The sequence below is a fragment of the Streptomyces soli genome (assembly GCF_003999195.1).
GTDB classification, from domain to species: domain Bacteria; phylum Actinomycetota; class Actinomycetes; order Streptomycetales; family Streptomycetaceae; genus Actinacidiphila; species Actinacidiphila soli.
Window position 1 is genome coordinate 1 of the sequence record NZ_RJVR01000362.1, and the last position, 25756, is coordinate 25756.

The following is a 25756-nucleotide window of genomic DNA, read 5'->3' on the forward strand; positions in this document are numbered from 1 at the left end:
GCCCGCTCCTTCCTCCACCCCACCTATCTGCGCGGCCCCTTACTCGACTGATTGTCGCCCCTGCTGAACCCCGGGTGAATTGGTCCAGTCCAATCCATTGACGCGGTCGCTTCAACGGGCCACCCTATGGGGCATTGGTCTGTACCACTCCGTTGAGGGCTGTGGCCCTCTTCCCCCCTCGGAGGGTTCCGTGCGCACGCGCAGATTCAGTTCACTCGCCGCCGCAGGATTGGCGGCCGCGCTGGCGGTCGCCGGTCTGGCAGGCGTCGCCACCAGCCAGACGGCTACCGCTGCAACGCTCAGCAGCAACTGGTACGCCGCCGCGCCCTATCTCATGCCGCTGGACAACAATCCGCCGGATCCCGGGGCTGTCATGGACGCCACCGGGCTGAAGGCCTTCCAGCTGGCCTTCATCCTGGCCCCGAACGGGGGCGGCTGTTCGCCCACCTGGGACGGCACCGGCGCCGTTTCCTCGGACACGGCCGTTGCGGGCGTGATCAACACCATCCGGGCCAAGGGCGGGGACGTGTCCGTCTCCATTGGCGGCTACGGCGGCACCAAGCTCGGCCAGACCTGCGGGACGCCGGAGGCGACGGCGGCCGCATATCAGCAGGTCATCAACAAGTACAGCCTCAAGGCGATGGACTTCGATCTCGAGGAGCCGGAGTACGAGAACACGGCGGCCATCCACAACGAGATCGGCGCCGCCAAGATCCTCCAGCAGAACAACCCCGGGATCTACATCTCCGTCACCACGGCCGGCACCTCCGCCGGCACCGGCTGGTTCGGGACGCAGATGCTCAACGAGGCCAAGTCGCAGGGCTTCACGCCGAACAACTTCTCGATCATGCCGTTCGACGGTGGCTTCAACAACGCGGCCGCCCAGACCAGTGCGCTCACCAGCTTCAACTCCATCCTCCAGTCCACGTTCGGCTGGAGCGCCGCCACCGCGTACGCCCACGAGGGCTTCTCCGGCATGAACGGCCGCAGTGACACCGGCGAGTACTTCTACCAGGCCGACTTCCAGACCGTCCTGGACTACGCCACCAGCCACGGCATGGCCCGCTTCACCTTCTGGTCCGTCAACCGCGACCGCCAGTGCTCGCCGCCCGACAACAACGGCACCACCTCGGGCACCTGCAGCAGCGTCACGCAGTCGGCGTACGACTTCACCAAGTACTCGGTGAAGTTCGCGGGCGCGACCCCGCCCACCACTACGCCCACCCCGACCCCCACGCCGACCAGCCCGGGCACCTGCACGGTGGCCGCGTGGAGCAGCACCGCCATCTACACGGCCGGCAACGAGGTCTCCTACAGCGGCCACAAGTGGAAGGCCAAGTGGTGGACCCAGAACGAGGTGCCCGGCACCACCGGTGAATGGGGCGTCTGGCTCGACGAGGGTGCCTGCTGAGCGATCTCCTTCAATCGCCTTACGCCTTACGCCATGCGCTCGGCGGCCCGGAACCGGGTCGCCGAGCGCACGCTTTACGCCTTCGTCCCGGCGCCCTCGAAGACCTTGGCCATGAACAGCGTCAGGTTGGAACGAGTACGGGCGATCTTCTCGTCCACGGTGAGCGTCTCCTCGAACCGCCGGACCAGCAGCGACGTCTTCTTCTCCCGTACGTAGAGCGAACACGCCAGGTCGGCGCACATGTAGATGCCGACGGTGTTTCCCTGGCGGCCGGCGGCGCCGACCTTGGGCGCGGTCAGCAGCTCGATCCCCGAGCCCGCGTGGGAGGTGACGCAGACCGAGCACAGGCTGGTCCGCACCAGGCTCCGGCGCCCGCTCGACGGCCCCCGCAGGGTCAGCCCGACCAGCTCGCCGTCGCGCTCGGCGACCAGGTAGCCCCGGTCCGGAGCGCCGGGGTCGCGCCAGCCCAGGAAGTCCAGGTCGGCCCAGGGGAGGGCGTCCAGACCGCCCCGGGGGAGGCTCAGCCTGCGGGCTTCGCCCTTCGAGCAGTTGGCGAACGATCCGCGGATCTGGGTCTCGTCGATCGGATCCATGGTGCCGGAAACTAACACCGCGGCGCCGCGGTGTCGCGGGAATTACGGCGCGGGCCGCAGTTCACAGCGGTGACTCAGAAAGTTGCCGAGCCAGCCCCCCCGGTCACCGTCCTTGTGCGCGCAGGCGACCCCGGTCAGCCGCCCCTCGCCGAGGCGGAGGCCCAGGGCCAGCAGGGGGCTGTTGACCCGCGCATCGGCGGTCGGCAGCTGCAGCGGCAGCGCGAGCCGCAGATCCCAGGCCTCCGATGCCACGGCGGGGCCGGTGGCGGTCTTGCCGTCCAGCCGCAGCTCGACCCGGCGGTCGGCCAGCAGCCGCAGCTCGACCGGCACGTCGCCCTCCGGCGTGCTGATCCGGCCCGCCCACGCACCCTCCGGCAGCTCCACCGGGCGCTCGGGGTCGTCTAGCACCGGGCTGATCAGCTCGTCTGTATAGCCAGGGACCAACGCGCCCAGCACGTGCCGGACGATCGCGTCACGGGCCGTACTGCCGGTGGAGTTGGTCAGCACCGCCACCGAAAGCTGTTGCTCCGGCACGGCGGCCACCATGACCGCCACCCCGCCCATCCTTCCGCCATGGCTCTGCACCACCGGCCCGCCACCGCCGTACGACACGCACCAGCCGAGCCCGTAGCCGAGGCGCCCGTTGATCGGCAGGGCGTCGCGCACCGCCAGCGCCGTCGCCGGCTTCAGCAGCCGCTCGTACGACTGGGCGAAGACCGCCAGCTCACCGGCGTCGGCCCAGCCCAGGGTCGCCCCGGGATGGCTGGTCCGGCGCTGCGGGTAGGGGCGCCCGTCGATCGAGTACGGCACCGCCGAGTCCCCCGCGCCCGTATACGTCGCCCCCAGCCGGCAGCCCTTGAGGCCGAGCGGCTCGAAGACCCGCTCGCGCACGAACTTCCCCAACTCCTGGCCGCTCGCCGCCTCCAGTGCCTGGCCGAGGGCCCGGTATCCCAGGTTCGCGTACTCGAAGCCGCTTCCCGGCTCCCGGTAGAGCACGGCGTAGCGGTCAGCGTCGATCGTCCGGCCGTCGACGCCGTCCCCGTACTGGAAGTCGTAGTGCGCCCCGAAACCGCCCCGGTGCCACAGCAACTGACGCAGCGTCGGTGCGGGCCACGCGAACTCGCCCGGCACCGGAGCGTCCAGGTCCAGCAGCCCTTCGTCGGCGGCGACACAGACCGCGGTGGCCGTCATCGGCTTGGTGATCGAGGCCAGCACGTACGCCGTCCCGGGCGTGGCCGGCCGCCCCGCAGCCATATCGGCCAGCCCGTACGCCTCCGCCAGGACCACCTTGCCCCGCTCGGCCACGGCCACCGACACCGAGGGGCAGTCGTGTTCCGCCAGCACCTCGGCGCAGTACTCGCCCAACCCGTCCAGCATGCTTGCCCTCTCCGCTCGGATTACGTCGGCCACCTCAGAGCCTACGGACCCGGGCAGCCCCCTGACCTCGGCCCCAAGGGGCCCAGAGGTCTTTTCCGGTGTGGGTGCGGGCCCATACAATCGGATACGCATGGTGCGCGTTCGACGACTGGGGGGAGTCGCGATGGCTTGGGATCAGCAGGGTGGGGCCGAAAGGGCCGAGGGATCCGGGGAGTTCGGGCGCTTCGTGCCGCCGCAGCCGTCCCACCCGCCCTACGTGCCGCCCGCACCGCCCATGCCGCCCGCACCGCTTGTGCCGCTCGGGCCGGCGGACCCGCTGCGGGCCGTGGCGGTCGGTCTGCTCAACCTCACTGGCCTCGGGCTGGGTTACGCCCTGCTGCGCCGCTGGCTCGCGATGGCCGTGTGCTGGATCGCGACGGCCGTCCTGCTGTTGGTCGCCTTACCCGCCGACCCGGACGGCGTTTCCGGCGGCGTACTCACCGCGTACGTCGTCTTCCTTGCGCTCGCCGCCCTTCACGGCGCGTTCCGCGGCCTGCGCACCCCGCTGGCCTGGCCGCCGCATTCGTACGTCGCCATCGCGCTGGCACTGGTGCTCCTCGCGGTGCCGGTCTGGGGCGTGGTCCTGTACGACGGGGCGCGTGACGAGGCGACGGAGCAGATGCTCCTCGGCCGCCTCGACGAGGCCGACCGGCTGGTCAAGGCCGCCAAGGGCACCTCGTTCGACACGGCGGAGCCCGATTACCGCAAGGCGCTGGGCGTATACCGCGACCTCAAGGACGGCCACCTGGACTCGAGGGCGGCCAAACGTGTTCCGGACAGCCTGAGCACGTACTACAGCACGATCGGTTCGCCCTACGACGAGAAGAAGTACTGCGAGGCGATCGCACCCCTGAAGTACCTGCGCACCCTGCCCGGCACCGTTGGCGAGAAGGACCTCGGTTCGCTGGCCACCTGGCCCGACGACCGGCTCGCCACCTCCCTCTACGAGTGCGGGGTGAATGACCTAGCCTCCGCCGCCGGCGCCACTTCGGACGGCGGGGATCTCGGCGAACTGCTGACCAGCTTCCCCAAGTCCCGGCAGGCCGCGAAGGTCGAACCCGCCGTCAGCTCCATGATCGACAAGGCCGCCAAGGGTCTGAAGGGCAAGGACCCCTGCTCGGCCAACGTGCGTCTGAACACCCTCAGCGCCCAGGCCTCGGTCCTGCCCGGCGAAAAGGCGGGAGTTGCCGCCGCGCTCAGCAAGGACGCCGCGAAGGCGGACCGGCAGGTGCAGGCGGGTACGTACGCCTGTGGCGTGGACGAGTACAAGAGCGGCGACTTCAGCGCGGCGCTCGACACGCTGAACGGCTTTGTCAGCAAGTACAAGAACGACAAGAACCGCCCGCGCGCCAAGAAGATCGCCATAGCCGCGGAGATCGCCAAGGAGACGCCCGCCGCCGGCAAGCACCTGCCCTCGATGTCCTCGGGCGGCAGCATCTCCGTCACGGTCAGCAACGACAGTCCCGACGAGGTCGAGATCCTCTACACCGGCCCCGTCACCGGCAGCTTCAAGCTCAAGGCGTGCGGCAGCTGCTCGACGTACTCCAGCGAGCTGACCGCGTCGTTCTCCGCGTGCAAGAGCAACACGAACTACCCCAAGAAGACGATCAGTCTGCCCGCCGGGACGACCTACTTCCTCCACAAGTCCACGGGCTCCTCCACCGCGACCGTCGGCACCGACACGGCCAAGCTCAGGTACGGCTACATCTACACGGAGTGCGCCTACGTCGTCTCGACCTTCGGCACGGGCTACTAGGGCCTGTCCGGCCGATCTCCGTGGGAGAAGGAGCGTGGTCCGGCGCCTGCGATCGCAAGGCGGTGGGGGCACTCTCCCCCAGACTCCGACCGGTGGGGGTGCCCCCGGCGAAGCCAGGGGGAGGACCCCCACCCAGCCGCCAGGCTGGGGGAGGCACGCGACGCCGCGGAGATCGACCGGACAGGCCCCAGCCCCTGCCCGGGCGGCTTCGACGAGTGCGGCCCCGCCAGTGCGGGCGGCGGGGCGCAGGGTGTGATGGTGCGGGGCCGGTTCAGCTGAGGCCGAGGTCCGACAGGGCGGGCACCGGGGAGTTCTATGCGGGTAGACCCTTTGCGATGAGTGGACTCGGCTTGGCCGAACTTTGTCCGCGCCATGACAATGTGGGTGAAGCCATGGGTCGAGCTTGATTCCTAAGAGTCTGCTGTGACGTTTTCGGGGCTGTGGACGCTGAATAGAACAGGCCCCCTCTGTGACTGGCGGGTCGCAAGCAACTTATGAGGAGTGGGGCGCATTGAGCCCGCGTAGAACGCATGCGTACAGGCCGCTGAGTTTGAAGCGCCGGGTTTGGCTGACCGTCGGCGCGGTGGTGCTGGGGAGCACCGGTGTTGTGGCTGTCGCGTTGGCCAATCCGTCGGATGACGGAGGGCAGATGAAGGTCCGCAAGGGCGGGGTACACGCCCTCGCCCTCAAGGAGGCGGGCAGCCGTAAGCGGGAGCTGCCGCAGACGGACACCGGGCCGTTCTCGATGCTGGGCGTCAGCTGGAACGCTGTGAAGGCGCAGATCAAGGGCACGGCTCAGGTGCGGACCCGCAGCAGCGAGACGGGTGATTGGAGCGGCTGGCAGAAGCTGGCGGCCAGCGACGCTCTGCCCGACGAGGTCGGGGCCGGCATCCGCGGCGCGAGTGAGCCGCTGTGGGTCGGGCCGTCCGATGCCGTCGAGGCGCGGGTCGTGGCCGATGACGGAACGGCGTCGAGCGGTCTGCCGGCCGGTCTGCGGCTGGACCTGGTCGATCCCGGTGTGAGCGCTGAGGAGGCCAAGGCGGCAGACGCCGGTCCGAAGCAGGCGGCCTTCGCCGTCGACGCTTCGGCGTCGCCGACGGACTCCGTGTTGCCGACGGACTCCGTGTCGCCGACCGCTTCCGTGTTGCCGACGGACTCCGTGTCGCCGACCGCTTCGGCGTCGCCGACGGACTCCGTGTCGCCGACCGCCTCGGTCTCGCCGACGGACTCCGTGTCACCGACCGCCTCGGTCTCGCCGACGGCCACCACTCCGACCGCACCGGCGTCGACGGCGCCGAAGCCGTCCATCGTGTCGCGCGCCGGCTGGGGCGCGGACGAGTCGATCAGCCCGGACCCCTCGGAGTACAACGCCGATGTGAAGGCGGTGTTCGTTCACCACACCGCGGGCACCAACGACTACACATGCGACGAATCGGCGGCGATCGTACGCGGCATCTACGAGTACCACGTCAAGAGCAACGGCTGGAACGACATCGGCTACAACTTCCTGGTCGACAAATGCGGCACGATCTTCGAGGGCCGCAAGGGCGGCGTGGACCTGCCGGTCCTGGGCGCGCACACCTACGGATTCAACCGGGAGTCCACCGGCATCTCCATGCTCGGTGACTACAACACGGTCGCGCCCTCCAAGGCGGCACTGGCCTCGGTTGCCAAGATCGCCGCGTGGAAGCTCGGTCAGTACGGGGGTGACCCCGCCGGCACCGTACAGCTGACTGCGGGCGCGACCCAGACCAACTACACCGGCACCGCGTTCACCGCGGGTTCGAAGTACACGTTCAACCGGATCTCCGGTCACCGCGACGCCTACAACACCGAGTGCCCCGGCAGCCAGCTCTACGCCCAGCTGCCGACCATCCGTACCTGGGCAGCCGGGCCGGTGCAGGGCCTTGCCGTCAAGTCGGTGTCCGGTGCGGGCCTTTCGGGCTCGAAGTACTACACCAAGGGCCCGATCACGGTGAACTGGTCGGCCACCACACCGGACTCGCTGATCTCGAAGTTCGAGCTGCTGGTGGACGACAAGGTCGCAGCCACCGCTGCCCCGACCGCGACCTCCGCGCAGGCCACCCTGGCGCTCGGTGCGCACACGGTGAAGATCCGGGCGGTACACCAGTCCGGCAAGACGACGACGACCAGCGCGCTGGCCTTCATGGCCGAGACCACGGCGCCGTCCTTCACCACCACACCCGGGCTTTCTCTGCGCACCGGTACGGTCAGCACCAGTGCCGTGCCGGTCAAGCTGAGCTGGGCGGCCTCCGACAACGCCGCGCTGAAGCAGGTCCAGCTGCTGGCCCCGACCGCGGCGACCTACGGACCGACGACCACCAGCGCGAACCACACCGTCAAGTCCGGCGCGGCCACGACCTGGTCGATGCGGGCCTTCGACTACGCGGGCAACTACCGCACTTCCTCGCTCGCCTACACCCCGGTGATCCTGCAGGAGACGTCGGCTGTCAAGTCCGGCACGTGGACCACGAAGTCGTCCAGCAGTTACCTGGGTGGCAAGTCCTACTCCAGCGGTTCCAAGGGCGCCGCTCTGACATGGACCTTCACCGGCCGGTCTGCGGCCTGGGTGGTCTCCCGTGCCTCCGCGTCAGGCCAGGCCTACGTCTACGTGGACGGGGTCAAGGTCACCACGGTGGATCTGAAGTCCACCACCACCAAGTACCGCCAGGCGATCTGGACCAAGAGCTGGTCCAGCAGCGCCAAGCACACCGTCAAGATCGTCGTGGTCGGAACCAGCGGCCGCCCGACCGTCACCACTGACGGCCTGGTCTACATCAAGTGACGTGAACGTCGGCGCCCGGCCCGTAGCTTGCCTGCCCGGGCCGGGCGCCGATGCGTCAGGCCGCGTCCGGCTTGGCGGCCCGGTCGGCGATCTCCGCGACCTCCACCGGCCGCCGTTCGTGCCGCGACACCTCGCAGGCCTCGGCGACCAACAGCGCGGCGAGGGCGTCCCGGCCGTCGCAGGGATTGACCAGGTCGCCGGTCACGACCCGCAGGAATGCGGCGAGTTCGGCCCGGTAGGCGGAGCCGAAGCGGTCGAGGAAACCGGTCCAGGGGTCGGGGACGCCGGGGGCGGAACCGGCTTCGACGGAGGTGACGGGGGTGCGGGGGCCGACGCCGACGGCGATGGTGTCGGCGGTGCCGCAGACTTCGAGGCGGATGTCGTGGCCGGCGCCGTTGTAGCGGGTGGCGGTCGCGGTGGCCAGCGCCCCGCCGTCCAGGGTCAGGAGTACGGCCGCGGTGTCGACGTCGCCGGCCTCGGCGAAGAAGCTCGCGCCGCCGTTGGCGCCGATCGCGTACACCTCGGTGATCTCGTGGCCGGTGACCCAGCGCAGGATGTCGAAGTCATGGACCAGGCAGTCCCGGTAGAGCCCGCCGGACAGCGTGATGAACTCCGGGGGCGGTGGGGCCATGTCGGAGGTGATGGCCCGGGCGGTGTGCAGCCGGCCGATGCGCCCGCCGCGTACGGCCTCGCGGGCGGCCCGGTAGCCCGGGTCGAAGCGGCGCTGGAAGCCCATCTGCAGTACGGTCCCGGCCGCCTCGACCTCCCGCAGGGCAGCCATGGTGCCGGAAAGGTCGGAGGCGATCGGCTTCTCGCAGAAGGCGGGCAGCCCGGCCCGCGCGGCACGGCGGATCAGCTCGGCGTGCGCGGCGGTGGCCGAGGTGATGACGACGGCGTCCACGGCGTCCGGCGCGAAGACCTCGTCCACCGACCCGAGAGCCCGGGCACCGGCCCCGAGCCGCTCGGCGGTCGCCGCGGCGCGCGCCGGATCGGCGTCGGCGATCAGCAGTTCATGGACGTCGGCATGGTCGTGCAGGGTCGCCGCGTGAAAGGTACCGATGCGGCCGACGCCGAGCTGTGCAATGCGCATGGGGTGAACACCCTTCCGTGGCAGGGGCGGTGGTGAGCGCGGGCGGAGGGCTGGGGAGGCGACTCCCCGCCCGCGCAGATGACGGGCCCTCACCAGGCGGCGACGTACTCCCTGATCGTGTCGCGCATGAACAGGTTGGACTCCACGGCGGGCAGCTCCAGCAGCGGGATGTGCCGGATCATGTACGGGTCGAGCGCGAGCTTCATGTCGGCTCAGCTCCCGTACAGCGCGGGGCGGTCGATCAGCTCGACCTCGACCCGGTGGCCCTCGGCCTGGGCGCGGACGCCGGCCTCGCACACGGCGGCGGCCGCGTAACCGTCCCAGGTGCTCGGGCCGGTGACCTCGCCGCGCCGGGTGGCGTCGACCCAGGCCTGCACCTGGCGGTCGTACGCGTCCTCGAAGCGCTCGACGAAGTCCGGGGCGATGGTGCCGCCCCAGCGGCCGGCGGTGTTGACGAGCAGGTCGTGGATGTCGCCGATCCGGGCCGTGCCGCTCTCGCACACCGCCTCGGCCTGCACCTGGTAGCCGAAGCCGCAGCTGACGTTGATCTCGACGTCGACCAGTGCGCCGCCGTCCGTCTCGAAGATCACGAACTGCGGGTCGTCCAGGCCCTCCGGGGCATTCCCGGAGGCCTTCGGCCGCAGCACCGTGACGGCGGTGATCTCCTGGTCCAGCAGCCAGCGGGTCACGTCCATCTCGTGCACCACCGAGTCGTTGATGAGCATGGCGTTGGTGAAGCCGGGCAGTACAGAGGCGTTGCGGTGCCGGTTGTGCAGCATCAGCGGGCGGCCCAGCTCGCCGGAGGCCAGCAGCGCCTTGAGCTTCAGGTACTCCCGGTCGTACCGGCGCATGAAGCCGACCTGGACCCGGCGGTGACCCAGCTTCTGCTCGGCCTCCAGGACCCGCAGCGCGGAGGCGGCGTCCGGGGTGAGCGGCTTCTCGCACAGCACGGGGAGGTCCTGCTCGAAGGCGGCCAGCAGCGCGGCCTCGTGGGCCGGTCCGGGCGAGGCGATGAGTACGGCGTCCACGCCCGGGTCGGCCATCGCCTGCGCCGGGTCGGTGTACGCGGCGCAGCCCTCGATGCCGCCGGCGATCGCCTTGACGCGCTCGGCGTCGATGTCCACGACGGCGGCGACGCGGGCGCCGCTGATCACGTCGTTGATCCGGCGCACGTGGTCCGCGCCCATCCGGCCGGTGCCGATGACGGCGACGCCGAGTGTTCCCTGCTGAGTCATCTCGTCCCTCGAAGTAGTGGTCAGGCCCCGCAGGAGCGGAGGAACTTGCGGGTGCGCCGGGCGATCGGCAGCGGCTGGTCCGGCGGGCAGGGGTACATGTCCTGCTCGACGATGGCGAACAGGTCGACGCCCAGGCTCTGCGCGGCGGCCAGCACCGGCTCCAGCGCGGGCACGCCGCCCGGCGGCTCGCACATCACGCCGCGCTTGACGGCGGGCCCGAACGGGACGCCGTTGGCGCGTACGTCGGCCAGGATCTCGGGGTCGACCTGCTTGAGGTGCAGGTAGCCGATCCGCTCCCCGTACGTCTCGATGAGCTTGACGCTGTCGCCGCCGCAGTAGGCGTAGTGCCCGGTGTCTAGGCAGAGGTTGACCAGGCCGGAGTCGGTCGCGTCGAGGAACTGCTCGACGTGCCGCTCGGTGTCGATGTGGGTGTCGGCGTGCGGGTGGACGACGATGTCCAGCCCGTACGTGTCGCGGACCTGCCGGCCCAGCCGCTCCATGCCGGTGGCCAGGTCGTGCCACTGCGCGCTGCTCAGCTCGACGTCGTCGATGATCTCGGCGGTCTTGTCGTCACGCCAGAAGGAGGGGATGACGACCAGGTGCCGGGCGCCCATCGCCTGGGTGAGTGCGGCGACCTCGCTGACGTGGTTCCAGGTGGCGTCCCAGACTGCCTCGCCCTTGTGGAGGGAGGTGAAGACGGTGCCGGCGGAGACGGTCAGCCCCCGGCGGGAGGTCTCCTCGCCGAGCCGGGCGGGGTCGGTCGGCAGGTATCCGTACGGGCCCAGCTCGATCCACGAGTAGCCCGAGTCGGCGACTTCGTCCAGGAAGCGCTGCCAGGGGACCTGCTGCGGGTCGTCGGGGAACCAGACGCCCCACGAGTCGGGTGCCGAGCCGATCCGGATCCGGTCCAGAGCGGGGGAGGGGGCGGTCATGGGGAGGGCTCCTCTCACCGGTCTTCGCTGACCGGGGGCCATCGTGGATCAAGGTGTACACGGAAGCGGGACGCCCGCGAAGCTCCGTCGGTTGAAGCTTCGCCGTCCGGTGGACGACCGTCAATACTTAGTACTGACATAAGGACGTCCTGTCACGCACCTCACTGCGTCGAGGGGAAAGGAAGCTCGGCGCCAACACGCCCGTCGCAGAACGGGAGCAAACCCCCTCGGCGCAGCTCGTGTCAAGAGTTTGTTAGGACATCAATTCATTACGACGGTGTTTGTTTGTCATGACAAAGCGTTGACAGGTGTTGGCTTGCCGGGCTAGACCTGAGGAGGCAGGGCAGCGGCCCGCACGCAACGATCGACGAGGAGTCCCGCTCATGACCGAGCCGTACGACCTGATCACGATGGGCCGGATCGGGGTGGACATCTACCCCCTCCAGACAGGTGTGCCGCTGCCGCAGGTCGAGACGTTCGGGAAGTTCCTCGGCGGCTCGGCCACCAACGTCGCGGTGGCCGCCGCCCGGCTCGGCCGCTCCACCGCTGTGATCAGCCGCACCGGGAACGATCCCTTCGGCGAGTACTGCCGTCAGGCGCTCAAGGAGTTCGGCGTCGACGACCGATGGGTCACCCCGGTGGCCGCCTATCCGACGCCGGTCACCTTCTGTGAGATTTTCCCTCCTGACAACTTCCCACTGTACTTCTACCGGCTGCCCAAGGCCCCTGACCTGGAGATTCGCGCCGAGGAGCTGGACCTGGACGCGGTGCGCGAGGCACACGTTTTCTGGATCACCGGCACCGGGCTCTGCGAGGAACCCAGCCGTTCGGCGACGCTGGCCGCGCTGGGGGCCCGCGCCAGGAGCGGCATCACGATCTTCGACCTCGACTGGCGCCCGATGTTCTGGAGGGACCCCGCCGAGGCCCGCGGCTACTACACCCAGGCCCTGAAGCACGTCACCGTCGCCGTCGGCAACCTCGACGAGTGCGAGGTGGCCACCGGCCTACGCGAACCGATGGCCTGCGCGCGGGCGCTGCTCGACGCAGGCGTCGAACTCGCCGTCGTCAAGCAGGGCCCCAAGGGCGTCCTCGCCGTGCACCGCGACGGCACCGTCGCGGAGGTGCCGCCGGTCCCGGTCGAGGTGGTCAACGGCCTCGGCGCGGGCGACGCCTTCGGCGGATCGCTGGTGCACGGCCTGCTCGCCGGCTGGCAACTGGAGCGGATCATGCGCTACGCCAACGCCGCCGGCGCCCTGGTCGCATCCCGGCTCGCCTGCTCGTCCGCGATGCCCACCGAGACCGAGGTCGAGGACCTCCTGCGAGAAGAGAGCGACCGTTGACCATCAGCATCTCCGACCTGGTCAAGGTGCGGACCCAGCATCCGGAGGCCATCGCCGAGGCGGCCGCCGGACGCCTGCGACGCCCCCTGATCGGCGACAGCGGCCGGCTGATGATCGTCGCCGCCGACCATCCGGCGCGCGGCGCGCTGGCCGTCGGCGACCGCAAGTTCGCCATGGCCAACCGCGCCGACATGCTGGAACGGCTCTGCGTAGCGCTCGCGCGCCCCGGCGTCGACGGGGTGCTCGCCACCGCCGACATCCTCGAGGACCTGCTGCTGCTCGGCGCCCTCGAGGGCAAGGTCGTCATGGGCTCGATGAACCGTGGCGGCCTCTCCGGCGCCGCCTTCGAGCTCGACGACCGCTTCACCGGCCACCGCGCCCAGGACATAGCCCGCCTGGGCTTCGACGCGGGCAAGCTCCTCCTGCGTATCGACTACCAGGACGCCGGCTCGCTGACCACCATGCTCTCCACCGCCCGCGCCATCGACGACATGGCTGAGCGGCACCTCCCGGTCTTCGTCGAGCCCTTCATCTCCCGCCGCGTCGACGGCAAGGTGGTGAACGACCTGAGCGCCGAGGCGGTCACCAAGTCCATCGCCATCGCCTCCGGCCTGGCCGGCACCTCCGCGTACACCTGGCTGAAGGTGCCGGTGACCAACGACGTCGACGAGATGGCCGAGGTCATGGAGACCTCGACACTGCCGGCCGTCCTCCTCGGCGGCGAGGTCGGCAAGGAGCAGGACGCCGCGTACGAGAAATGGCGCAAGGCGCTGCGCCTGCCGACCGTCCAGGGCCTGGTCGTCGGCCGCTCGCTGCTCTACCCGGCCGACGGAAGCGTCGAGACCGCCGTCGACACGGCCGTCGGACTGCTGTGACGGAGACGGACAAGGGGAGGCTCGGACCATGACCAGCACCGAATACCACCTGGCGGCCGGCAAGGCCGCCGACGGCCCCTACGCCGTCGACATCGACCCCGGGCGGGCCGGCTGGGGATACTCCTCCCTGAGGATCCTCGAACTGCCGCCCGGCGGCTGGCACGACTTCGCCACCGGCGACAGCGAATGGATCGTGCTGCCGCTCTCCGGTTCCTGCACCGTCGCCGTCGAGGGCGCGACCTTCCGGCTCGCCGGGCGCGAGAGCGTCTTCGCGGGTGTCAGCGACTTCGCGTACGCCCCCCGGGACGCGCACGTGTCGATCGCCAGCAAGGCCGGCGGGCGCTTCGCCCTCACCGGCGCGCGCTGCGAACGGCGGCTGCCCGCCCGTTACGGGCCCGCCTCGTCGGTGCCGGTCGAGCTGCGCGGCAGCGGCAACTGCAGCCGCCAGGTCAACAACTTCGGCGCGGCCGGGGTCTTCGAGTGCGACAAGCTCATCGCGGTCGAGGTGATCACACCGGGCGGCAACTGGTCCTCCTTCCCGCCGCACAAGCACGACGAGGACCGCGAGGGGGAGTCGCGGCTGGAGGAGATCTACTACTTCGAGATCGCGCGCGCCCACGGCAAGGACGGCACCGGCTACCAGCGGGTCTCCCCGTCCGGCAACGGCCGCAACACCGACGTCCTCGCCGAGGTCCGCGACGGTGACGTCGTCCTGATCCCCGACGGCTGGCACGGCCCGTCCATGGCCGTCCCCGGCCACGACATGTACTACCTCAACGTCATGGCGGGACCGGGCGCCGAGCGCGCCTGGCTGATCTGCGACCACCCCGACCACGCCTGGATCCGCGACACCTGGCCGCAGCAGCCCGTCGACCCCCGTCTGCCGCTCTACACCGCCGCCCCGGAAGCCCCCGCCCAGCCCACCGCCGAGTCCCCCGAGAGGTCCCGATGAGCCAGTCCGTCCGCCGTCTGACCGTAGCCCAGGCGCTGGTGCGGTTCCTGTCCGCCCAGTACACCGAGCGGGACGGCGTACGCCGCCGGCTGATCAGCGGGACCTGGGGCATCTTCGGCCATGGCAATGTCGCGGGCATCGGCCAGGCGCTCGTCGAGGCCCAGGACGTGATGCCCTATCACCAGGGCCGCAACGAGCAGGCCATGGTGCACGCCGCCGTCGGCTACGCCCGCCAGCTCAACCGGCTCTCCGCGCAGGCCGTCACCACCTCCATCGGCCCCGGCGCCACCAACCTCGTCACCGGCGCGGCCCTGGCGACCGTCAACCGCATCCCCGTCCTGCTGCTCCCCGGCGACTCCTTCGCCACCCGGGTCGCCGACCCGGTGCTGCAGCAGCTGGAGCACCCCGTCTCCGGCGACATCTCGGTCAACGACGCGCTGCGGCCGGTCTCCCGCTACTTCGACCGCGTCGTACGCCCCGAGTCGCTGATCCCCGCCGCGCTGGGCGCCATGCGCGTGCTGGCCGACCCCGCCGAGACCGGCGCCGTCACGCTCGCCATGCCGCAGGACGTACAGGCCGAGGCCTTCGACTGGCCCGAGGAGTTCTTCGCCGAGCGGGTCTGGCACGTACGCCGCCCGGCCGCCGACCCCGCCGCACTCGCGGACGCGGCGGCAGCCGTACGCGGCGCGCGCAGGCCGCTGATCGTCGCCGGCGGCGGCGTCCACCACAGCGAGGCCGAGGACGCGCTGCGCGAACTGGCCGACGCCACCGGCATCCCCGTCGCCTCCACCCAGGCCGGCAAGGGCTCGCTGCGCCACGACCACCCCGCCGACCTCGGCGGCATCGGCCACACCGGCACCGCCGTCTCCGACGACCTGGCGCGCACCGCCGACCTGGTCATCGGCATCGGCACCCGCTACAGCGACTTCACCACCGCCTCCTCCACCCTCTTCCAGGGCCCGAACGTCCGCTTCCTCAACCTCAACATCACTTCCTTCGACGCCCACAAGCTCGGCGCCCTCTCCCTGGTCGCCGACGCCCGCGCCGGGCTCGAAGCGCTCACCGCAGACCTCGCCGGCCACCGCGTGGACTCGGCGTACGAGGCCGAGTACCGCGCCGGCAAGGAGCGCTGGGACAGCGTGGTCGAGGCCGCCTACGCCGCCCCCGACGAGGACGCCCGCCCCACCCAGACCCAGCTGCTGGGCACCCTGGACTCCGTGGTCGGCGACGACGACGTGGTCATCAACGCCGCCGGCTCCCTCCCCGGCGACCTCCACAAGCTCTGGCGCGCCCGCAGCCCCCGCCAGTACCACCTGGAGTACGGCTACTCCTGCATGGGCTACGAGATCCCGGCCGGCATCGGCGTGCGCATGGCCGCGCCGGAGACGCCCGTCTGGTCACTGGTCGGCGACGGTACGTATCTGATGATGCCGACCGAGATCGTCACCGCCGTCCAGGAGGGCATCAACGTCAACCTCGTCCTCATCCAGAACCACGGCTACGCCTCCATCGGCGGCCTCTCCGAGGAGACCGGCGGCGAGCGCTTCGGCACCGCCTACCGCTACCGCGCGGCCGACGGCACTTTCAGCGGCGACCCGCTCCCCGTGGACCTGGCCGCCAACGCCGCAAGCCTCGGCATGGACGTGATCCGCGCCGAGACCGTACGCGAACTGCGCGCGGCCCTCGCCGCAGCCCGCGCCTCCGACCGGCCGACCTGCGTCTACGTCGAGACCGACCCCACCCCGAGCGCCCCCGCCGCGCAGGCCTGGTGGGACGTGCCGGTGGCCGAGGTCGCCTCCCGCGAGGCCGCCATCGAGGCCCGCAAGACGTACGAACGCCACGTCGCCGACCGCCGCCGCCACCTGTAGTTCAGCCCCGCCCGAAAGGTCCGCACACCATGAAGACCATCACCCACTGGATCGGCGGCAAACCCGTCGAGGGCACCTCCGACCGCTACGGCCCCGTATACAACCCGGCCACCGGCGAGCAGGAGAAGCAGGTCGCCTTCGCGTCCGTCGAGGACGTGGACGCGGCCGTCGCCGCCGCGAGCCAGGCGTACGAGAGCTGGTCGCAGGTCTCGCTGGCCAAGCGCACCGGCATCCTGTTCAAGTATCGCGAGCTGCTGGACGCCCGCCGCGACGAGATCGCCGAGCTGATCACCGCCGAGCACGGCAAGGTGCACTCCGACGCGCTCGGCGAGGTCGCCCGGGGCATGGAGATCGTCGAACTGGCCTGCGGCATCGCAGAGAAGCTGAAGGGCGAGCTGTCCACCCAGGTCTCCGGCGGGGTGGACGTCTCCTCGATCCGGCAGCCGCTGGGCGTCGTCGCCGGCATCACGCCGTTCAACTTCCCGGCCATGGTGCCGATGTGGATGTTCCCGCTCGCCATCGCCTGCGGCAACACCTTCGTGCTCAAGCCCAGCGAGAAGGACCCCTCCACCTCCTTCCGGCTGGTCGAGCTGGCTTCCGAGGCCGGGCTGCCGGACGGGGTGCTCAACATCGTGCAGGGCGACAAGGTCGCGGTCGACCGCATCCTGGAGCACCCGGACGTCGTCGCCGTCTCCTTCGTCGGCTCCACGCCGATCGCCCGCTACATCCAGGCCCGGGCCATCGAGCACGGCAAGCGCGTCCAGGCCCTGGGCGGCGCCAAGAACCACATGCTGGTCCTGCCGGACGCCGACCTCGACTACGCCGCCGACCAGGCCATCAACGCCGCGTACGGCTCCGCAGGCGAGCGCTGCATGGCCGTCTCGGTGGTCGTGGCCGTCGGCGACACCGGTGACGCCCTGGTCGGGAAGATCGCCGAGCGGGCCAAGAACCTCGTCATCGGCCCCGGCAACGACCCGGCCTCCGAGATGGGCCCGCTGATCACCGGCGAGCACCGCGACAAGGTCGCCTCGTACGTCACCGGGGCCGCCGCCCAGGGCGCCGAGGTCGTCGTCGACGGCACGGGACTCACGGTCGAGGGCCACGAGAACGGCTTCTTCGTCGGCGTCTCGCTGCTGGACAAGGTGCCGGTCACCGCCGACGCGTACAAGGACGAGATCTTCGGCCCGGTGCTGTGCGTGGTCCGCGCGGAGACGTACGACGAGGCCATCAAGCTGATCAACAGCTCCCGCTGGGGAAACGGCACCGCCATCTTCACCCGGGACGGCGGCGCGGCCCGCCGTTTCCAGCTGGAGGTGCAGGCGGGCATGGTCGGCGTCAACGTGCCGATCCCGGTGCCGGTGGGCTACCACTCCTTCGGGGGGTGGAAGGAGTCGCTCTTCGGCGATCACCACATCTACGGCAACGACGGCATCCACTTCTACACCCGTGGCAAGGTCGTCACCACCCGCTGGCCCGACCCTTCCCCTACCTCCGGCGGGGAGACCCCTACCGAGGGCGGCATCAACCTCGGCTTCCCCAGCCACAACTGAGGGCGCCGGACATGGACACAGGGGGCAATATGTTCGGACAATGTGATGTCTGAGTTCCATGACACCCGCACGGGCGGCTACTCTCCCCCTGTGTCCAAGCCAGAGTCCGCCCTCATCGACTTCGCGGTGGACCGGTCCAGCCCGGTCCCGCTCTACTACCAGCTCGCCCAGCAGCTGGAGGGCGCGATCGAGCACGGTCGGCTCTCCCCGGGCAGCCTCCTCGGCAACGAGATCGAGCTGGCGGGACGGCTGGGCCTGTCCCGCCCCACCGTCCGGCAGGCCATCCAGTCGCTGGTCGACAAGGGCCTGCTGGTACGCCGCCGTGGCGTCGGCACCCAGGTCGTGCACAGCCAGGTCAAGCGCCCCCTGGAGCTGAGCAGCCTCTACGACGACCTCCAGGCCGCCGGCCAGAGCCCGGCCACTCACGTGCGACGCAACGAGGTCCAGCCCGCCTCCACCGAGGTCGCCGCCGCGCTCGGCATCGCCGAGGGCAGCGATGTCGTCGTCCTGGAACGGCTGCGGTCGACATACGGCGAGCCCATGGCGTACATGACCAACTACCTCCCCACCGACCTCCTCGACCTCGACACCGACAAGCTGGAGGCCACCGGCCTCTACCGGCTGCTCCGCGGCGCCGGCGTCACCCTGCACAGCGCCCAGCAGGCCATAGGCGCCCGCACCGCCACCGCCGAGGAGAGCGAACTGCTCGCCGAGGAGGCGGGCGCGGCGCTGCTGACGATGCGCAGGACGACGTACGACGACAAGGGCCGCGCGGTCGAGTACGGCTCCCACATCTACCGGGCCTCGCGCTACGCCTTCGAGTTCCAGCTCCTCGTACGCCCCTGATCCCAACCGCGCAGCCGGATTCCCCCCTGACGGGTACTTGGGCCGATCCAAGATCTGTAGGGAAGGACCACAGTGGCGAGGGCAAGAACGGGGCAGCGGGCGCTCGGCGTGCTCCTGGCGGCGGTGCTCGGGGCGACGGCGCTCGGCGCGGCGGGCTGCAGCAACACCGGCGGACTGCGCGCGGAGCAGCGCGCCAAGCAGGCCCGGGCCAACGGCTCCGCCGTCGACACGCCGAATTGGACCGTCGCCATGATCACCCACTCGGGGGCCGGCGACTCCTTCTCACCTCGGCTTCACCAAGCTCATCGACGGCACCGTGTCGACCAAGACCATCGCCGACATGCAGGGCTTCCCCTCCGCCCGGGTCCTGTTCGCCTCCCACCTGACGATCGGCTCCGTCGACCTCCAGGTCACCATCCTGTGGTGGGCCGTCGGGCGTAGTCCTCAAGTACGTCGCCGCCGCCCGCGACGCCGGGCTGGGCGTGGTCCTGATCACGCACAACCTGCACCACGCCTATCTGGTCGGCGACCGCTTCGTTCTGCTCAAGCGGGGCAGCATGGCCGGTAGCTACACCAAGGACGGCATCTCCCTGGACGAGCTCACCCGGCAGATGGCGGGCGGCAGCGAGCTGGAAGCCCTGAGCCACGAACTGGCCCGCGGCGCCCAGGGCTGACGGGCGCCGCAGCACCCGGCCCGCCGGTGAGGCAGAATCTCATGGGAACCGTCCGAGCCGAGCCCGCCCACCCGTACCCGATCCGGAGAGACGACCTGAGTCGATGAGCACGTACCGTGACCGGACCTACAGGGGCACCTCAGCACGTTCGTCGAGCAGCAGCACACTGCTGAGCACGGTGGGCCGGCGGGAGCGCCGGTCCCATCTCACCGCACCGCGGGTGCCGACCGTCGGGATCGACATCGGCGGGACGAAGGTGATGGCCGGGGTGGTCGACGCCGACGGCAACATCCTGGAGAAGCTGCGGACGGAGACGCCGGACAAGTCCAAGAGCCCCAAGGTGGTCGAGGACACGATCACCGAATTGGTCCTGGACCTGTCCGAGCGGCACGACGTGCACGCCGTGGGCATCGGGGCCGCCGGCTGGGTGGACGCCGACCGGTCGCGGGTGCTGTTCGCACCCCACCTGTCGTGGCGGGACGAACCGCTCAAGGACCGCCTCACCGAGCGCCTGCTGGTCCCGGTGATGGTGGACAACGACGCGAACACCGCGGCCTGGGCGGAGTGGCGCTTCGGCGCCGGGCGCGGCGAGAACGACCTCGTGATGATCACCCTCGGCACCGGCATCGGCGGGGCGATCCTGGAGGACGGCCAGGTCAAGCGCGGGCGCTACGGGGTGGCCGGGGAGTTCGGCCACATGCAGGTCGTGCCGGGCGGCCACCGCTGTCCGTGCGGGAACCGGGGCTGCTGGGAGCAGTACAGCTCGGGCAACGCCCTGGTCCGGGAGGCGCGGGAGCTGGCGCTGGCGGAGTCGCCGGTCGCGTACGGGATCATCGACCGGGTCGGCGGCAATGTCGCCGACATCACCGGTCCGCTGATCACCGAACTGGCCCGCGGGGGCGACGCCATGTGCATAGAGCTGTTCCAGGACATCGGGCAGTGGCTGGGCGTGGGCATCGCCAACCTCGCGGCCGCCCTCGACCCGTCCTGTTTCGTGATCGGCGGCGGCGTCAGCGCGGCGGACGACCTGCTGATCGGTCCGGCGCGGGACGCCTTCCGGCGGCATCTCACCGGCCGCGGCTACCGGCCGGAGGCCCGGATCGCCAAGGCGCAGCTCGGCCCCGAGGCCGGCATGGTCGGGGCCGCGGACCTGGCACGACTGGTGGCCCGCCGCTTCCGGCGGGCGAACCGCCGCAGGGTCGAGCGGTACGAGCGATACGCGGGGGTCTTCGGCAAGTGAGCACCGTAGGTATGGAACCGAGGAAGCCACCGCGCTGGGTCCAGTGGACGGTCGTACCGCTGCTGGTCCTCGTACCGATCGGCTATGTGCTCATCTCGGCGGATCAGAGCCGGGACGGCGGCGTGAGCATGCAGAAGAAGGCCGCCGCCACCACCATCACCCACTACTGGCCGAACAAGGTGCAGCGCTCGATCTACGAGATCCCGATCCCGGGCGGGTCGAAGCAGGTCGGCTATCTGGAGACCAACTCCTGGGCGACCAGCACCCTCTACGTGCAGTTCCAGACCAGCGCGGGCGGGCTCGACACCTTCCTGGCCCAGGTCGGCACCAGCCGGGAGGCGCTGAAGGACGGCACCGTCACGGTCACCGCGAAGCAGCAGCGGACCGTCCGCTGGGCCTTCGCCTCCGGGGACCAGTGGGCCGGGGTGAAGCTCACGCAGCACGGTGACAAGCCGGACCACCGGATCACCGTGGACCTGAAGAACCCGAACTACCCCATGGTCTATGTCGTGTCCACGATGAATTTCTGAACCCAGGGGGCGGTGGCCCCGGGCCCAGGTTCCCTCGATAGCGTGACACGGGTGAGCGACGAGAACATGACCCTCCAGACCCGGTTCGACGGCCCCGAGGACGCTCCCGTACTCGTACTCGGTCCCTCCCTGGGCACCACCTGGCACAGGTCATAGGGACTGTCCAGGGGCGTCCGGCCGATCCAGGACAGGTGCTTAATGCCAGGTCAGGGCCTCATAGTCCGGGGGAGTCCGCACAGTCGGTGAGACCTGTGTGAGAGTGCGTACTACGTTCCGGAGACCGGGACCGCACAACGCAGGACGACGACCGTGATGACGTATACGCCGCCTCTTTGGCCGGTTTCCGTGAAGGGCGTAGCCCTCGACGCACACAACCGGGTGCTCCTGCTGAAGAACGAACGCGACGAGTGGGAGCTGCCCGGAGGACGCCTGGAGGTCGGGAACCCGGACGGGACTGTACCGACCGATGACAGTCCCGAATCGGCTTTGGAGCGTGAGATCCAGGAGGAGACCGGTTTAGCTGCGGAAAGCCCGACTGCGAGGTGCGGCCGTGGAACGCCTTTGCCGCGCTGTTGCGCTAGCGCCGGACAAAGACGCACGCGCTGCCGGCCTTCCGCTCCTGGCCCGAGCGGCTGGTGCGCTGGGCAACGGGGCACTGTTCGACCTGGTACTGCGTGAGACGGACGACCTCCTGTCCAGGGTGGAGCACACCAGCCTCGGCTCGGCGCCGATCGGCAAGCTGCGCTGCCCGGTCTGGTGCCGACCAGACCGGGCAGTCATCTATGCGGTGCTCTACGGGTTCGGATAGTCCACTACATACACCGGCGAACCGGTTCTTGTCGTGTCGGCCGGACCGCCCACGCCGTTGACGACGTGGTCGAGCGTTCCGGCGCCGAGGTTGACGGTCATGATGTGGTGCAGCTTGACCCCCGGGGCCTGGGGAACCTCGAAGCCGTTCTCGGTGTGGATGGCCGGGTTGTTCTGGTTGAAGACGTAGGCGCCGCCGCCGTACAGGTTGTGCGTCTTCACGTCGTCGCCGACCTTGTAGGCCGCCCAGCCTTTGACGTTGCCGTTCATCCAGTCGGCTTGCGTCGGCGGGTCGTACGCCAACTCGTTCTGGTACAGGATCGTCGTACCGTCGTCGCCGTTCCAGACTGTGTCGTACTGCTGGAAGTGTTCGACGAACAAGCCCGTCGCGGTCACATGGTCACCGTTGATGATGACGCCGTTGCGGCCGATATTGGTGTTCCAGCGTTCGGTGTTGGTGAAGCCCTCCACCCCGTGGTCGGCCCGCCAGACCCAGGTGTGATCGATGAGCACGTTGTCGCTGTTGACCTCGAGGGCGACGTCGGCCTTGCCGACGTGCGGTCCACCGACGCGGAAGTACACGTCGGACAGGGTCGTCGGGTCGTCCGCCGAGCTCCGATGGTTGTTGCCGAGCTCCTTGCCCACTCGCAGCAGAACCGGCGACTTCTCGAGGCCTGCGTCGACCGTGACACCGGCGATGACGACTCCGGGGACGTCGGAGACCTCGATCGGGGTCGAGCCGTCGACGGCGGTGAGCGTCGCCTGTCCGATACCGAGGACCACCGTGTCGGCGCGCTTGACCTTTATGCTCTGCGCGATGTCGTACACGCCGGGCGTGAGCAGCAGATTCTTGCCGCGTGACAGCGCGTTGTTGATGGCCTGCACCGAGTCCGACGGGGTCGCGACGAAGAAGTCGCCGATCGGCACCGTGCGGCCCGGCGTGATGCCGTTGGCCCACGAGACGCCCCGGCTGTTCTTCTGGGCGGACGGCACGCGGACGTTGTACGTCCCGTCCGTGCCGACGAACAGGTACGGCTTCTCGCGGCTCACCGGAGTAGTGTCGAGCGTCGTGTAGGGCGGGTTCGGGAAGCCGGTTTCCGCCGGAGCGCCGACGACACCCGAGAAGACCTGGTTCCACACGCCGTTGGACCAGCCGGCGACCTCGGTGTTGCGGGTGAGCCACTGCTGCTGCGATCCGCTAGTGACGGACGGCAACTTGGAATCGGCGATGTAGCCGCCGCTGGCGAACTGCGGACCGGCGGTGCAGTAGTCCATTAGCGAGAGGTTGCCACCGCTGACGTTCAGGCGGCGCATGGACACGGCCTGGGAGACGGCCCAGAAGTCGGCCGATGCCCGGCAGCCACTCTGGCCGGTCGCATTGATCTTGATCGACAGATTGGACAGGGTCCGCCAGAAGTTGTCGAGCGCAATGCAGTTACTCGTCCCGCCGCCCTCCAGGCAGCGGTTGTAGACCTCGACCTTGCCGTTGATGACGACATCGGTGGGTGAAGCACCCAGGCCGGCGACCTCGGTGTAATAGCCAACCTTGATTTGGAGCGGTTTCTGCGCGGTGCCGTACGTGCCGGGCTCGAAGAGGTAGGCGTGGCGCGTCGTGCCCATCTCATTGTCGACCTGCGCGGCGTTCGCGGCGTCGAGGGTCGCCTGGATTTCGTTGACCGGCATGCTCGGATCGAAGACGGTGACGTTCGTCCCGAGGTCCGGCGTGCCGGGGTCCGGCGAGTCGGCGATGGCGGCCGTTCCGGTCGCCATGACACAAGTCGCCAGCACGACGCCGAGCGCGAAAACCCGGCCAAGTCGGCGGCGGGTGGGGCGCTGGGACGGGTGACCCGCATTGCCAGGAGGCAGGGTCATCATAGGGATCGTCCTTTCCGTTGGGGGCGCGGAGCTAGGTGGATAGAAAGGTCGATGGCCGGCATCAGGACGGTCGCACATGGGGCGCGCTTCTAGGGATGCGAGAGCGCTCTCTCGTGCCGGATGGCTCACGAGTTGTCATCGATCCGCCTCCTCAGGGGACGCCGGCTGGACACCGTGGGCAGCTGAGGGGCCCCGGATTGCCCGACTTGCAGCAAGCCATGCATTGCTTGAACTTTCTACTGTGTGAACCGGTCCTTGCGCTACGTTCGCGCGGCCCAAGATTCTTACGAATTGCGGACGTCCATAAGGTCCAGCCGGGCACGGAAAGCCGCCGCAGGTGGCGGCGCACAGGAGATCGCACGAGGCGGTGTAGGGGCGGCCCTTGGGCCGTACGGAACAGCCGGCCATCGTCGGCAACGCCGTGAACGTCGGCAGTTCTCCTCGGCGATTCCGCCGCCCGGGTGCAAGACTCCGACGATCACCAGGTACTGCCGCTGCTCTACCTGCACGGCCTGTCCTCGGGCGACTTCGTGCCCGCGCTTGTCGTAGTCGCACACGTGGTCGGGGGCCCCGAAGTGACCGAAGGCTCCCGACCGCGGTTCGTTCAATGCTGGGTCACGGCTTGCGCAGTACGCCGATCAGGCCGTGCTGCTCGTTGTCGATGCCCGCGCTGAACCAGATCGAGTCCGTTCCGCCCGTCGCGGCGGTGCCGGGAAGCAACGTCCACAGACCCGGGATGGTCAGTGCCTTGCCGGTCGAGCCGTCGGTGACCTGACCTTCGATGTGGTTGTCGAACCGGCCGTGTCGGTTTGGTGTGATCACGTTGATCTTGCCGTCACCAAAGTTGCCGACCAGCAGCGAACCGGCCAGCTTGCCCCAGCTTCACGGAGAGATGGCCAGGCCCCAGGGCGCGTTCAGGCTCTGGCGCGAGGCGACGCGGCCGACAGCCGCCCATCCGGGGAGTATTCGTCGACGATCGCCAAGACCCTGGCCAGCGGCCGCCTTGCCAGTCGCCGGATCCGGCTTCGCATACGCCACGAAGACATCGCCCTTGAGGGTCTGCACATTGAACGGGGCGTACCTCTTCGGCAGATGCCGGTCCTGGAAGGCCCAGGATGGCATATTCACATGCTTGAACGACGAGTCGAAGACGTCGATTATGCCTGTGGGCAAGGACGGGGATCCGGGCAGTGTCACCCGAACTGTGGGCGACTCGGTCGCGGTGGTCGATCCAGGCAGTTCGTGGTGGAGAAGGACACCAAGTCTCAGGCCGGTGAACGGGAACTTCCATTGCCCACTCCGGTGTTGGCTGCTCTCAAGTCGCTCAAGTCGCTCAAGGCTCTCCAGGCTCTCCAGGCCAAGGAGAAGCTGGCTCTGGGTGAGGCTTACGCAGGCTCCGGCTACCTCCTGGTGCACGAGACCGGGTGATATGACTGGAGGTATGGGTGAGGCACCCGAAGAGGGTCACCAGGAGGTGGCGGCGGCGTTGAACGAGCTGGCCACCGGGATGGTCAGACACCTTCTGTCGGAGCGGCAGAGCATGAGTCTGATCACCGCCGCGGCGCTCAGCCGGCTGGAGCAGGAAGGTCCGATCCGGCTGACCGCGCTGGCAGCGGCGGAGGGCATCGCCCAACCGTCGATGACAGCCCTGGTGCAGCGGCTGGAGGACCAGGGCCTGGCCACTCGAGTGGGCCATCCCGAGGACGGGCGGGTCCGCCTGGTTGCCATCACGGGAGCCGGGCGAGAGCTGATGGCCGAGCGCCGGCGCGCGCAGGGTGCCCGGGTGGCCGACATGTTGGCCGCGTTGCCCGAGCAGGACGTGCGGGCGCTGGGCGAGGCCATGCGCACGGCCCTGCCCATCGTGCGCCGCATGCTCCAAGCCGCCCCACAACCCCGCGTTTCCGGCGGCGAATCACCCTCCTGAGCCTCCTGGCTGCGGTCTTCGGTGTCTCCTCCAGCA

At 69.7% G+C, this 25756-nt stretch carries 22 protein-coding genes and 3 pseudogenes; 17 read left to right on the forward strand and 8 right to left on the reverse strand.

Translation table 11 applies throughout. The annotated features are described in order from the left end of the window. The first annotated feature begins 190 nt into the window (after positions 1–190). Positions 191–1411 (forward strand): chitinase, encoded by a 1221-nt coding sequence (locus EFK10_RS44850; RefSeq protein WP_127361394.1) that lies wholly within the window; start codon positions 191–193, stop codon positions 1409–1411. A 74-nt stretch (positions 1412–1485) separates the two neighbouring features. Here the strand turns inward: EFK10_RS44850 and EFK10_RS44855 are convergent, their stop codons facing one another. Next, a complete protein-coding gene (locus EFK10_RS44855) occupies positions 1486–2004 on the reverse strand; it encodes an FBP domain-containing protein (protein WP_127361395.1) in 519 nt (172 codons plus the stop codon). A 42-nt stretch (positions 2005–2046) separates the two neighbouring features. Beyond that, positions 2047–3381 (reverse strand): serine hydrolase domain-containing protein, encoded by a 1335-nt coding sequence (locus tag EFK10_RS44860; protein WP_127361396.1) that lies wholly within the window; start codon positions 3379–3381, stop codon positions 2047–2049. Between the two features lie 163 nt (positions 3382–3544). Here EFK10_RS44860 and EFK10_RS44865 point away from each other — a divergent pair, with 163 nt between their 5' ends. Both EFK10_RS44865 and EFK10_RS44870 read left to right on the forward strand, forming a co-directional pair. Then, positions 3545–5176 carry a hypothetical protein gene (locus EFK10_RS44865; protein ID WP_240677862.1) on the forward strand — a complete coding sequence of 544 codons (1632 nt, stop codon included), beginning with the start codon at positions 3545–3547 and terminating at the stop codon, positions 5174–5176. Positions 5177–5825: 649 nt separating this feature from the next. Further along, positions 5826–7982, forward strand: a complete 2157-nt coding sequence (locus tag EFK10_RS44870) for an N-acetylmuramoyl-L-alanine amidase (RefSeq protein WP_407647269.1) — start codon at positions 5826–5828, stop codon at positions 7980–7982. A gap of 55 nt (positions 7983–8037) precedes the next feature. On the opposite strand, the gene EFK10_RS44875 is transcribed toward EFK10_RS44870, so the two are convergent. The 3 genes from EFK10_RS44875 to EFK10_RS44885 form a co-directional block, all read right to left on the reverse strand. Beyond that, entirely contained in the window at positions 8038–9072 is a 1035-nt protein-coding gene (locus tag EFK10_RS44875; RefSeq protein WP_127361398.1) for a Gfo/Idh/MocA family protein, read from the reverse strand. Positions 9073–9284: 212 nt separating this feature from the next. Further along, a complete protein-coding gene (locus EFK10_RS44880; protein ID WP_127361399.1) occupies positions 9285–10307 on the reverse strand; it encodes a Gfo/Idh/MocA family protein in 1023 nt (340 codons plus the stop codon). A 20-nt stretch (positions 10308–10327) separates the two neighbouring features. Further along, positions 10328–11239: a sugar phosphate isomerase/epimerase family protein gene (locus EFK10_RS44885; protein WP_127361400.1), complete on the reverse strand. Its 912-nt coding sequence runs from the start codon at positions 11237–11239 to the stop codon at positions 10328–10330. A 383-nt stretch (positions 11240–11622) separates the two neighbouring features. On the opposite strand from EFK10_RS44885, the gene iolC reads away from it, so the two are divergent. The 12 genes and pseudogenes from iolC to EFK10_RS51645 all read left to right on the forward strand — a co-directional run bounded on the left by iolC (position 11623) and on the right by EFK10_RS51645 (position 21922). Beyond that, a complete protein-coding gene (iolC, locus tag EFK10_RS44890; RefSeq protein WP_127361401.1) occupies positions 11623–12579 on the forward strand; it encodes a 5-dehydro-2-deoxygluconokinase in 957 nt (318 codons plus the stop codon). Next, positions 12576–13454: a Cgl0159 family (beta/alpha)8-fold protein gene (locus tag EFK10_RS44895; protein WP_127361402.1), complete on the forward strand. Its 879-nt coding sequence runs from the start codon at positions 12576–12578 to the stop codon at positions 13452–13454. Before iolC ends, EFK10_RS44895 begins: the two co-directional genes overlap by 4 nt. A gap of 28 nt (positions 13455–13482) precedes the next feature. Continuing rightward, on the forward strand, positions 13483–14406 hold the full coding sequence (iolB, locus tag EFK10_RS44900; protein WP_127361403.1) for a 5-deoxy-glucuronate isomerase: 924 nt from the start codon (positions 13483–13485) through the stop codon (positions 14404–14406). Then, positions 14403–16274, forward strand: a complete 1872-nt coding sequence (gene iolD, locus EFK10_RS44905) for a 3D-(3,5/4)-trihydroxycyclohexane-1,2-dione acylhydrolase (decyclizing) (protein WP_127361404.1) — start codon at positions 14403–14405, stop codon at positions 16272–16274. The genes iolB and iolD overlap by 4 nt, the downstream gene beginning before the upstream one ends. A gap of 29 nt (positions 16275–16303) precedes the next feature. Beyond that, the gene (locus EFK10_RS44910; RefSeq protein ID WP_127361405.1) at positions 16304–17824 is read left to right on the forward strand and encodes a CoA-acylating methylmalonate-semialdehyde dehydrogenase; all 1521 of its coding nucleotides are present in this window, start codon (positions 16304–16306) and stop codon (positions 17822–17824) included. A gap of 126 nt (positions 17825–17950) precedes the next feature. Then, on the forward strand, positions 17951–18670 hold the full coding sequence (locus EFK10_RS44915) for a GntR family transcriptional regulator (RefSeq protein ID WP_127361422.1): 720 nt from the start codon (positions 17951–17953) through the stop codon (positions 18668–18670). A gap of 274 nt (positions 18671–18944) precedes the next feature. Beyond that, positions 18945–19097 (forward strand): annotated as a pseudogene (locus EFK10_RS51635) (ABC transporter permease); the annotation flags it as partial. 4 nt (positions 19098–19101) lie between these two features. Continuing rightward, positions 19102–19344, forward strand: a pseudogene (locus tag EFK10_RS44930) (ATP-binding cassette domain-containing protein); the annotation flags it as partial. A gap of 103 nt (positions 19345–19447) precedes the next feature. Further along, entirely contained in the window at positions 19448–20584 is a 1137-nt protein-coding gene (locus EFK10_RS44935; RefSeq protein ID WP_127361406.1) for an ROK family glucokinase, read from the forward strand. A gap of 11 nt (positions 20585–20595) precedes the next feature. Continuing rightward, positions 20596–21114, forward strand: coding sequence for a hypothetical protein (locus tag EFK10_RS44940; RefSeq protein WP_127361407.1), 519 nt, complete (start codon positions 20596–20598; stop codon positions 21112–21114). 312 nt (positions 21115–21426) lie between these two features. Beyond that, positions 21427–21627, forward strand: a pseudogene (locus EFK10_RS51640) (NUDIX domain-containing protein); the annotation flags it as partial. Positions 21628–21664: 37 nt separating this feature from the next. Further along, positions 21665–21922, forward strand: coding sequence for a hypothetical protein (locus tag EFK10_RS51645; RefSeq protein WP_240677865.1), 258 nt, complete (start codon positions 21665–21667; stop codon positions 21920–21922). On the opposite strand, the gene EFK10_RS44950 is transcribed toward EFK10_RS51645, so the two are convergent. The 3 genes from EFK10_RS44950 to EFK10_RS49130 all read right to left on the reverse strand — a co-directional run bounded on the left by EFK10_RS44950 (position 21907) and on the right by EFK10_RS49130 (position 24969). Further along, a complete protein-coding gene (locus EFK10_RS44950) occupies positions 21907–23793 on the reverse strand; it encodes an adenylyl cyclase (RefSeq protein WP_127361423.1) in 1887 nt (628 codons plus the stop codon). The two genes, EFK10_RS51645 and EFK10_RS44950, sit on opposite strands and share 16 nt — an antisense overlap. 618 nt (positions 23794–24411) lie before the next feature. After that, positions 24412–24618, reverse strand: coding sequence for a hypothetical protein (locus EFK10_RS49125; RefSeq protein WP_206305837.1), 207 nt, complete (start codon positions 24616–24618; stop codon positions 24412–24414). Between the two features lie 60 nt (positions 24619–24678). Beyond that, on the reverse strand, positions 24679–24969 hold the full coding sequence (locus EFK10_RS49130; protein ID WP_206305838.1) for a TIGR03118 family protein: 291 nt from the start codon (positions 24967–24969) through the stop codon (positions 24679–24681). 132 nt (positions 24970–25101) lie between these two features. On the opposite strand from EFK10_RS49130, the gene EFK10_RS52455 reads away from it, so the two are divergent. Then, on the forward strand, positions 25102–25224 hold the full coding sequence (locus EFK10_RS52455; RefSeq protein WP_265737608.1) for a hypothetical protein: 123 nt from the start codon (positions 25102–25104) through the stop codon (positions 25222–25224). Between the two features lie 13 nt (positions 25225–25237). Further along, positions 25238–25720 (forward strand): MarR family winged helix-turn-helix transcriptional regulator, encoded by a 483-nt coding sequence (locus EFK10_RS44965; protein WP_127361409.1) that lies wholly within the window; start codon positions 25238–25240, stop codon positions 25718–25720. The last annotated feature ends 36 nt before the right edge of the window (positions 25721–25756 follow it).

Bases quoted from the DNA above. Each gene is read 5' to 3' on its own strand.
- EFK10_RS44855 (WP_127361395.1), bottom strand. From the start codon at position 2,004: ATGGATCCGATCGACGAGACCCAGATCCGCGGATCGTTCGCCAACTGC.
- EFK10_RS44860 (WP_127361396.1), bottom strand. From the start codon at position 3,381: ATGCTGGACGGGTTGGGCGAGTACTGCGCCGAGGTGCTGGCGGAACAC.
- EFK10_RS44865 (WP_240677862.1), top strand. From the start codon at position 3,545: ATGGCTTGGGATCAGCAGGGTGGGGCCGAAAGGGCCGAGGGATCCGGG.
- EFK10_RS44870 (WP_407647269.1), top strand. From the start codon at position 5,826: ATGAAGGTCCGCAAGGGCGGGGTACACGCCCTCGCCCTCAAGGAGGCG.
- EFK10_RS44875 (WP_127361398.1), bottom strand. From the start codon at position 9,072: ATGCGCATTGCACAGCTCGGCGTCGGCCGCATCGGTACCTTTCACGCG.
- EFK10_RS44880 (WP_127361399.1), bottom strand. From the start codon at position 10,307: ATGACTCAGCAGGGAACACTCGGCGTCGCCGTCATCGGCACCGGCCGG.
- EFK10_RS44885 (WP_127361400.1), bottom strand. From the start codon at position 11,239: ATGACCGCCCCCTCCCCCGCTCTGGACCGGATCCGGATCGGCTCGGCA.
- iolC (WP_127361401.1), top strand. From the start codon at position 11,623: ATGACCGAGCCGTACGACCTGATCACGATGGGCCGGATCGGGGTGGAC.
- iolB (WP_127361403.1), top strand. From the start codon at position 13,483: ATGACCAGCACCGAATACCACCTGGCGGCCGGCAAGGCCGCCGACGGC.
- iolD (WP_127361404.1), top strand. From the start codon at position 14,403: ATGAGCCAGTCCGTCCGCCGTCTGACCGTAGCCCAGGCGCTGGTGCGG.
- EFK10_RS44910 (WP_127361405.1), top strand. From the start codon at position 16,304: ATGAAGACCATCACCCACTGGATCGGCGGCAAACCCGTCGAGGGCACC.
- EFK10_RS44935 (WP_127361406.1), top strand. From the start codon at position 19,448: ATGAGCACGTACCGTGACCGGACCTACAGGGGCACCTCAGCACGTTCG.
- EFK10_RS44940 (WP_127361407.1), top strand. From the start codon at position 20,596: ATGGAACCGAGGAAGCCACCGCGCTGGGTCCAGTGGACGGTCGTACCG.
- EFK10_RS44950 (WP_127361423.1), bottom strand. From the start codon at position 23,793: ATGACCCTGCCTCCTGGCAATGCGGGTCACCCGTCCCAGCGCCCCACC.
- EFK10_RS44965 (WP_127361409.1), top strand. From the start codon at position 25,238: ATGGGTGAGGCACCCGAAGAGGGTCACCAGGAGGTGGCGGCGGCGTTG.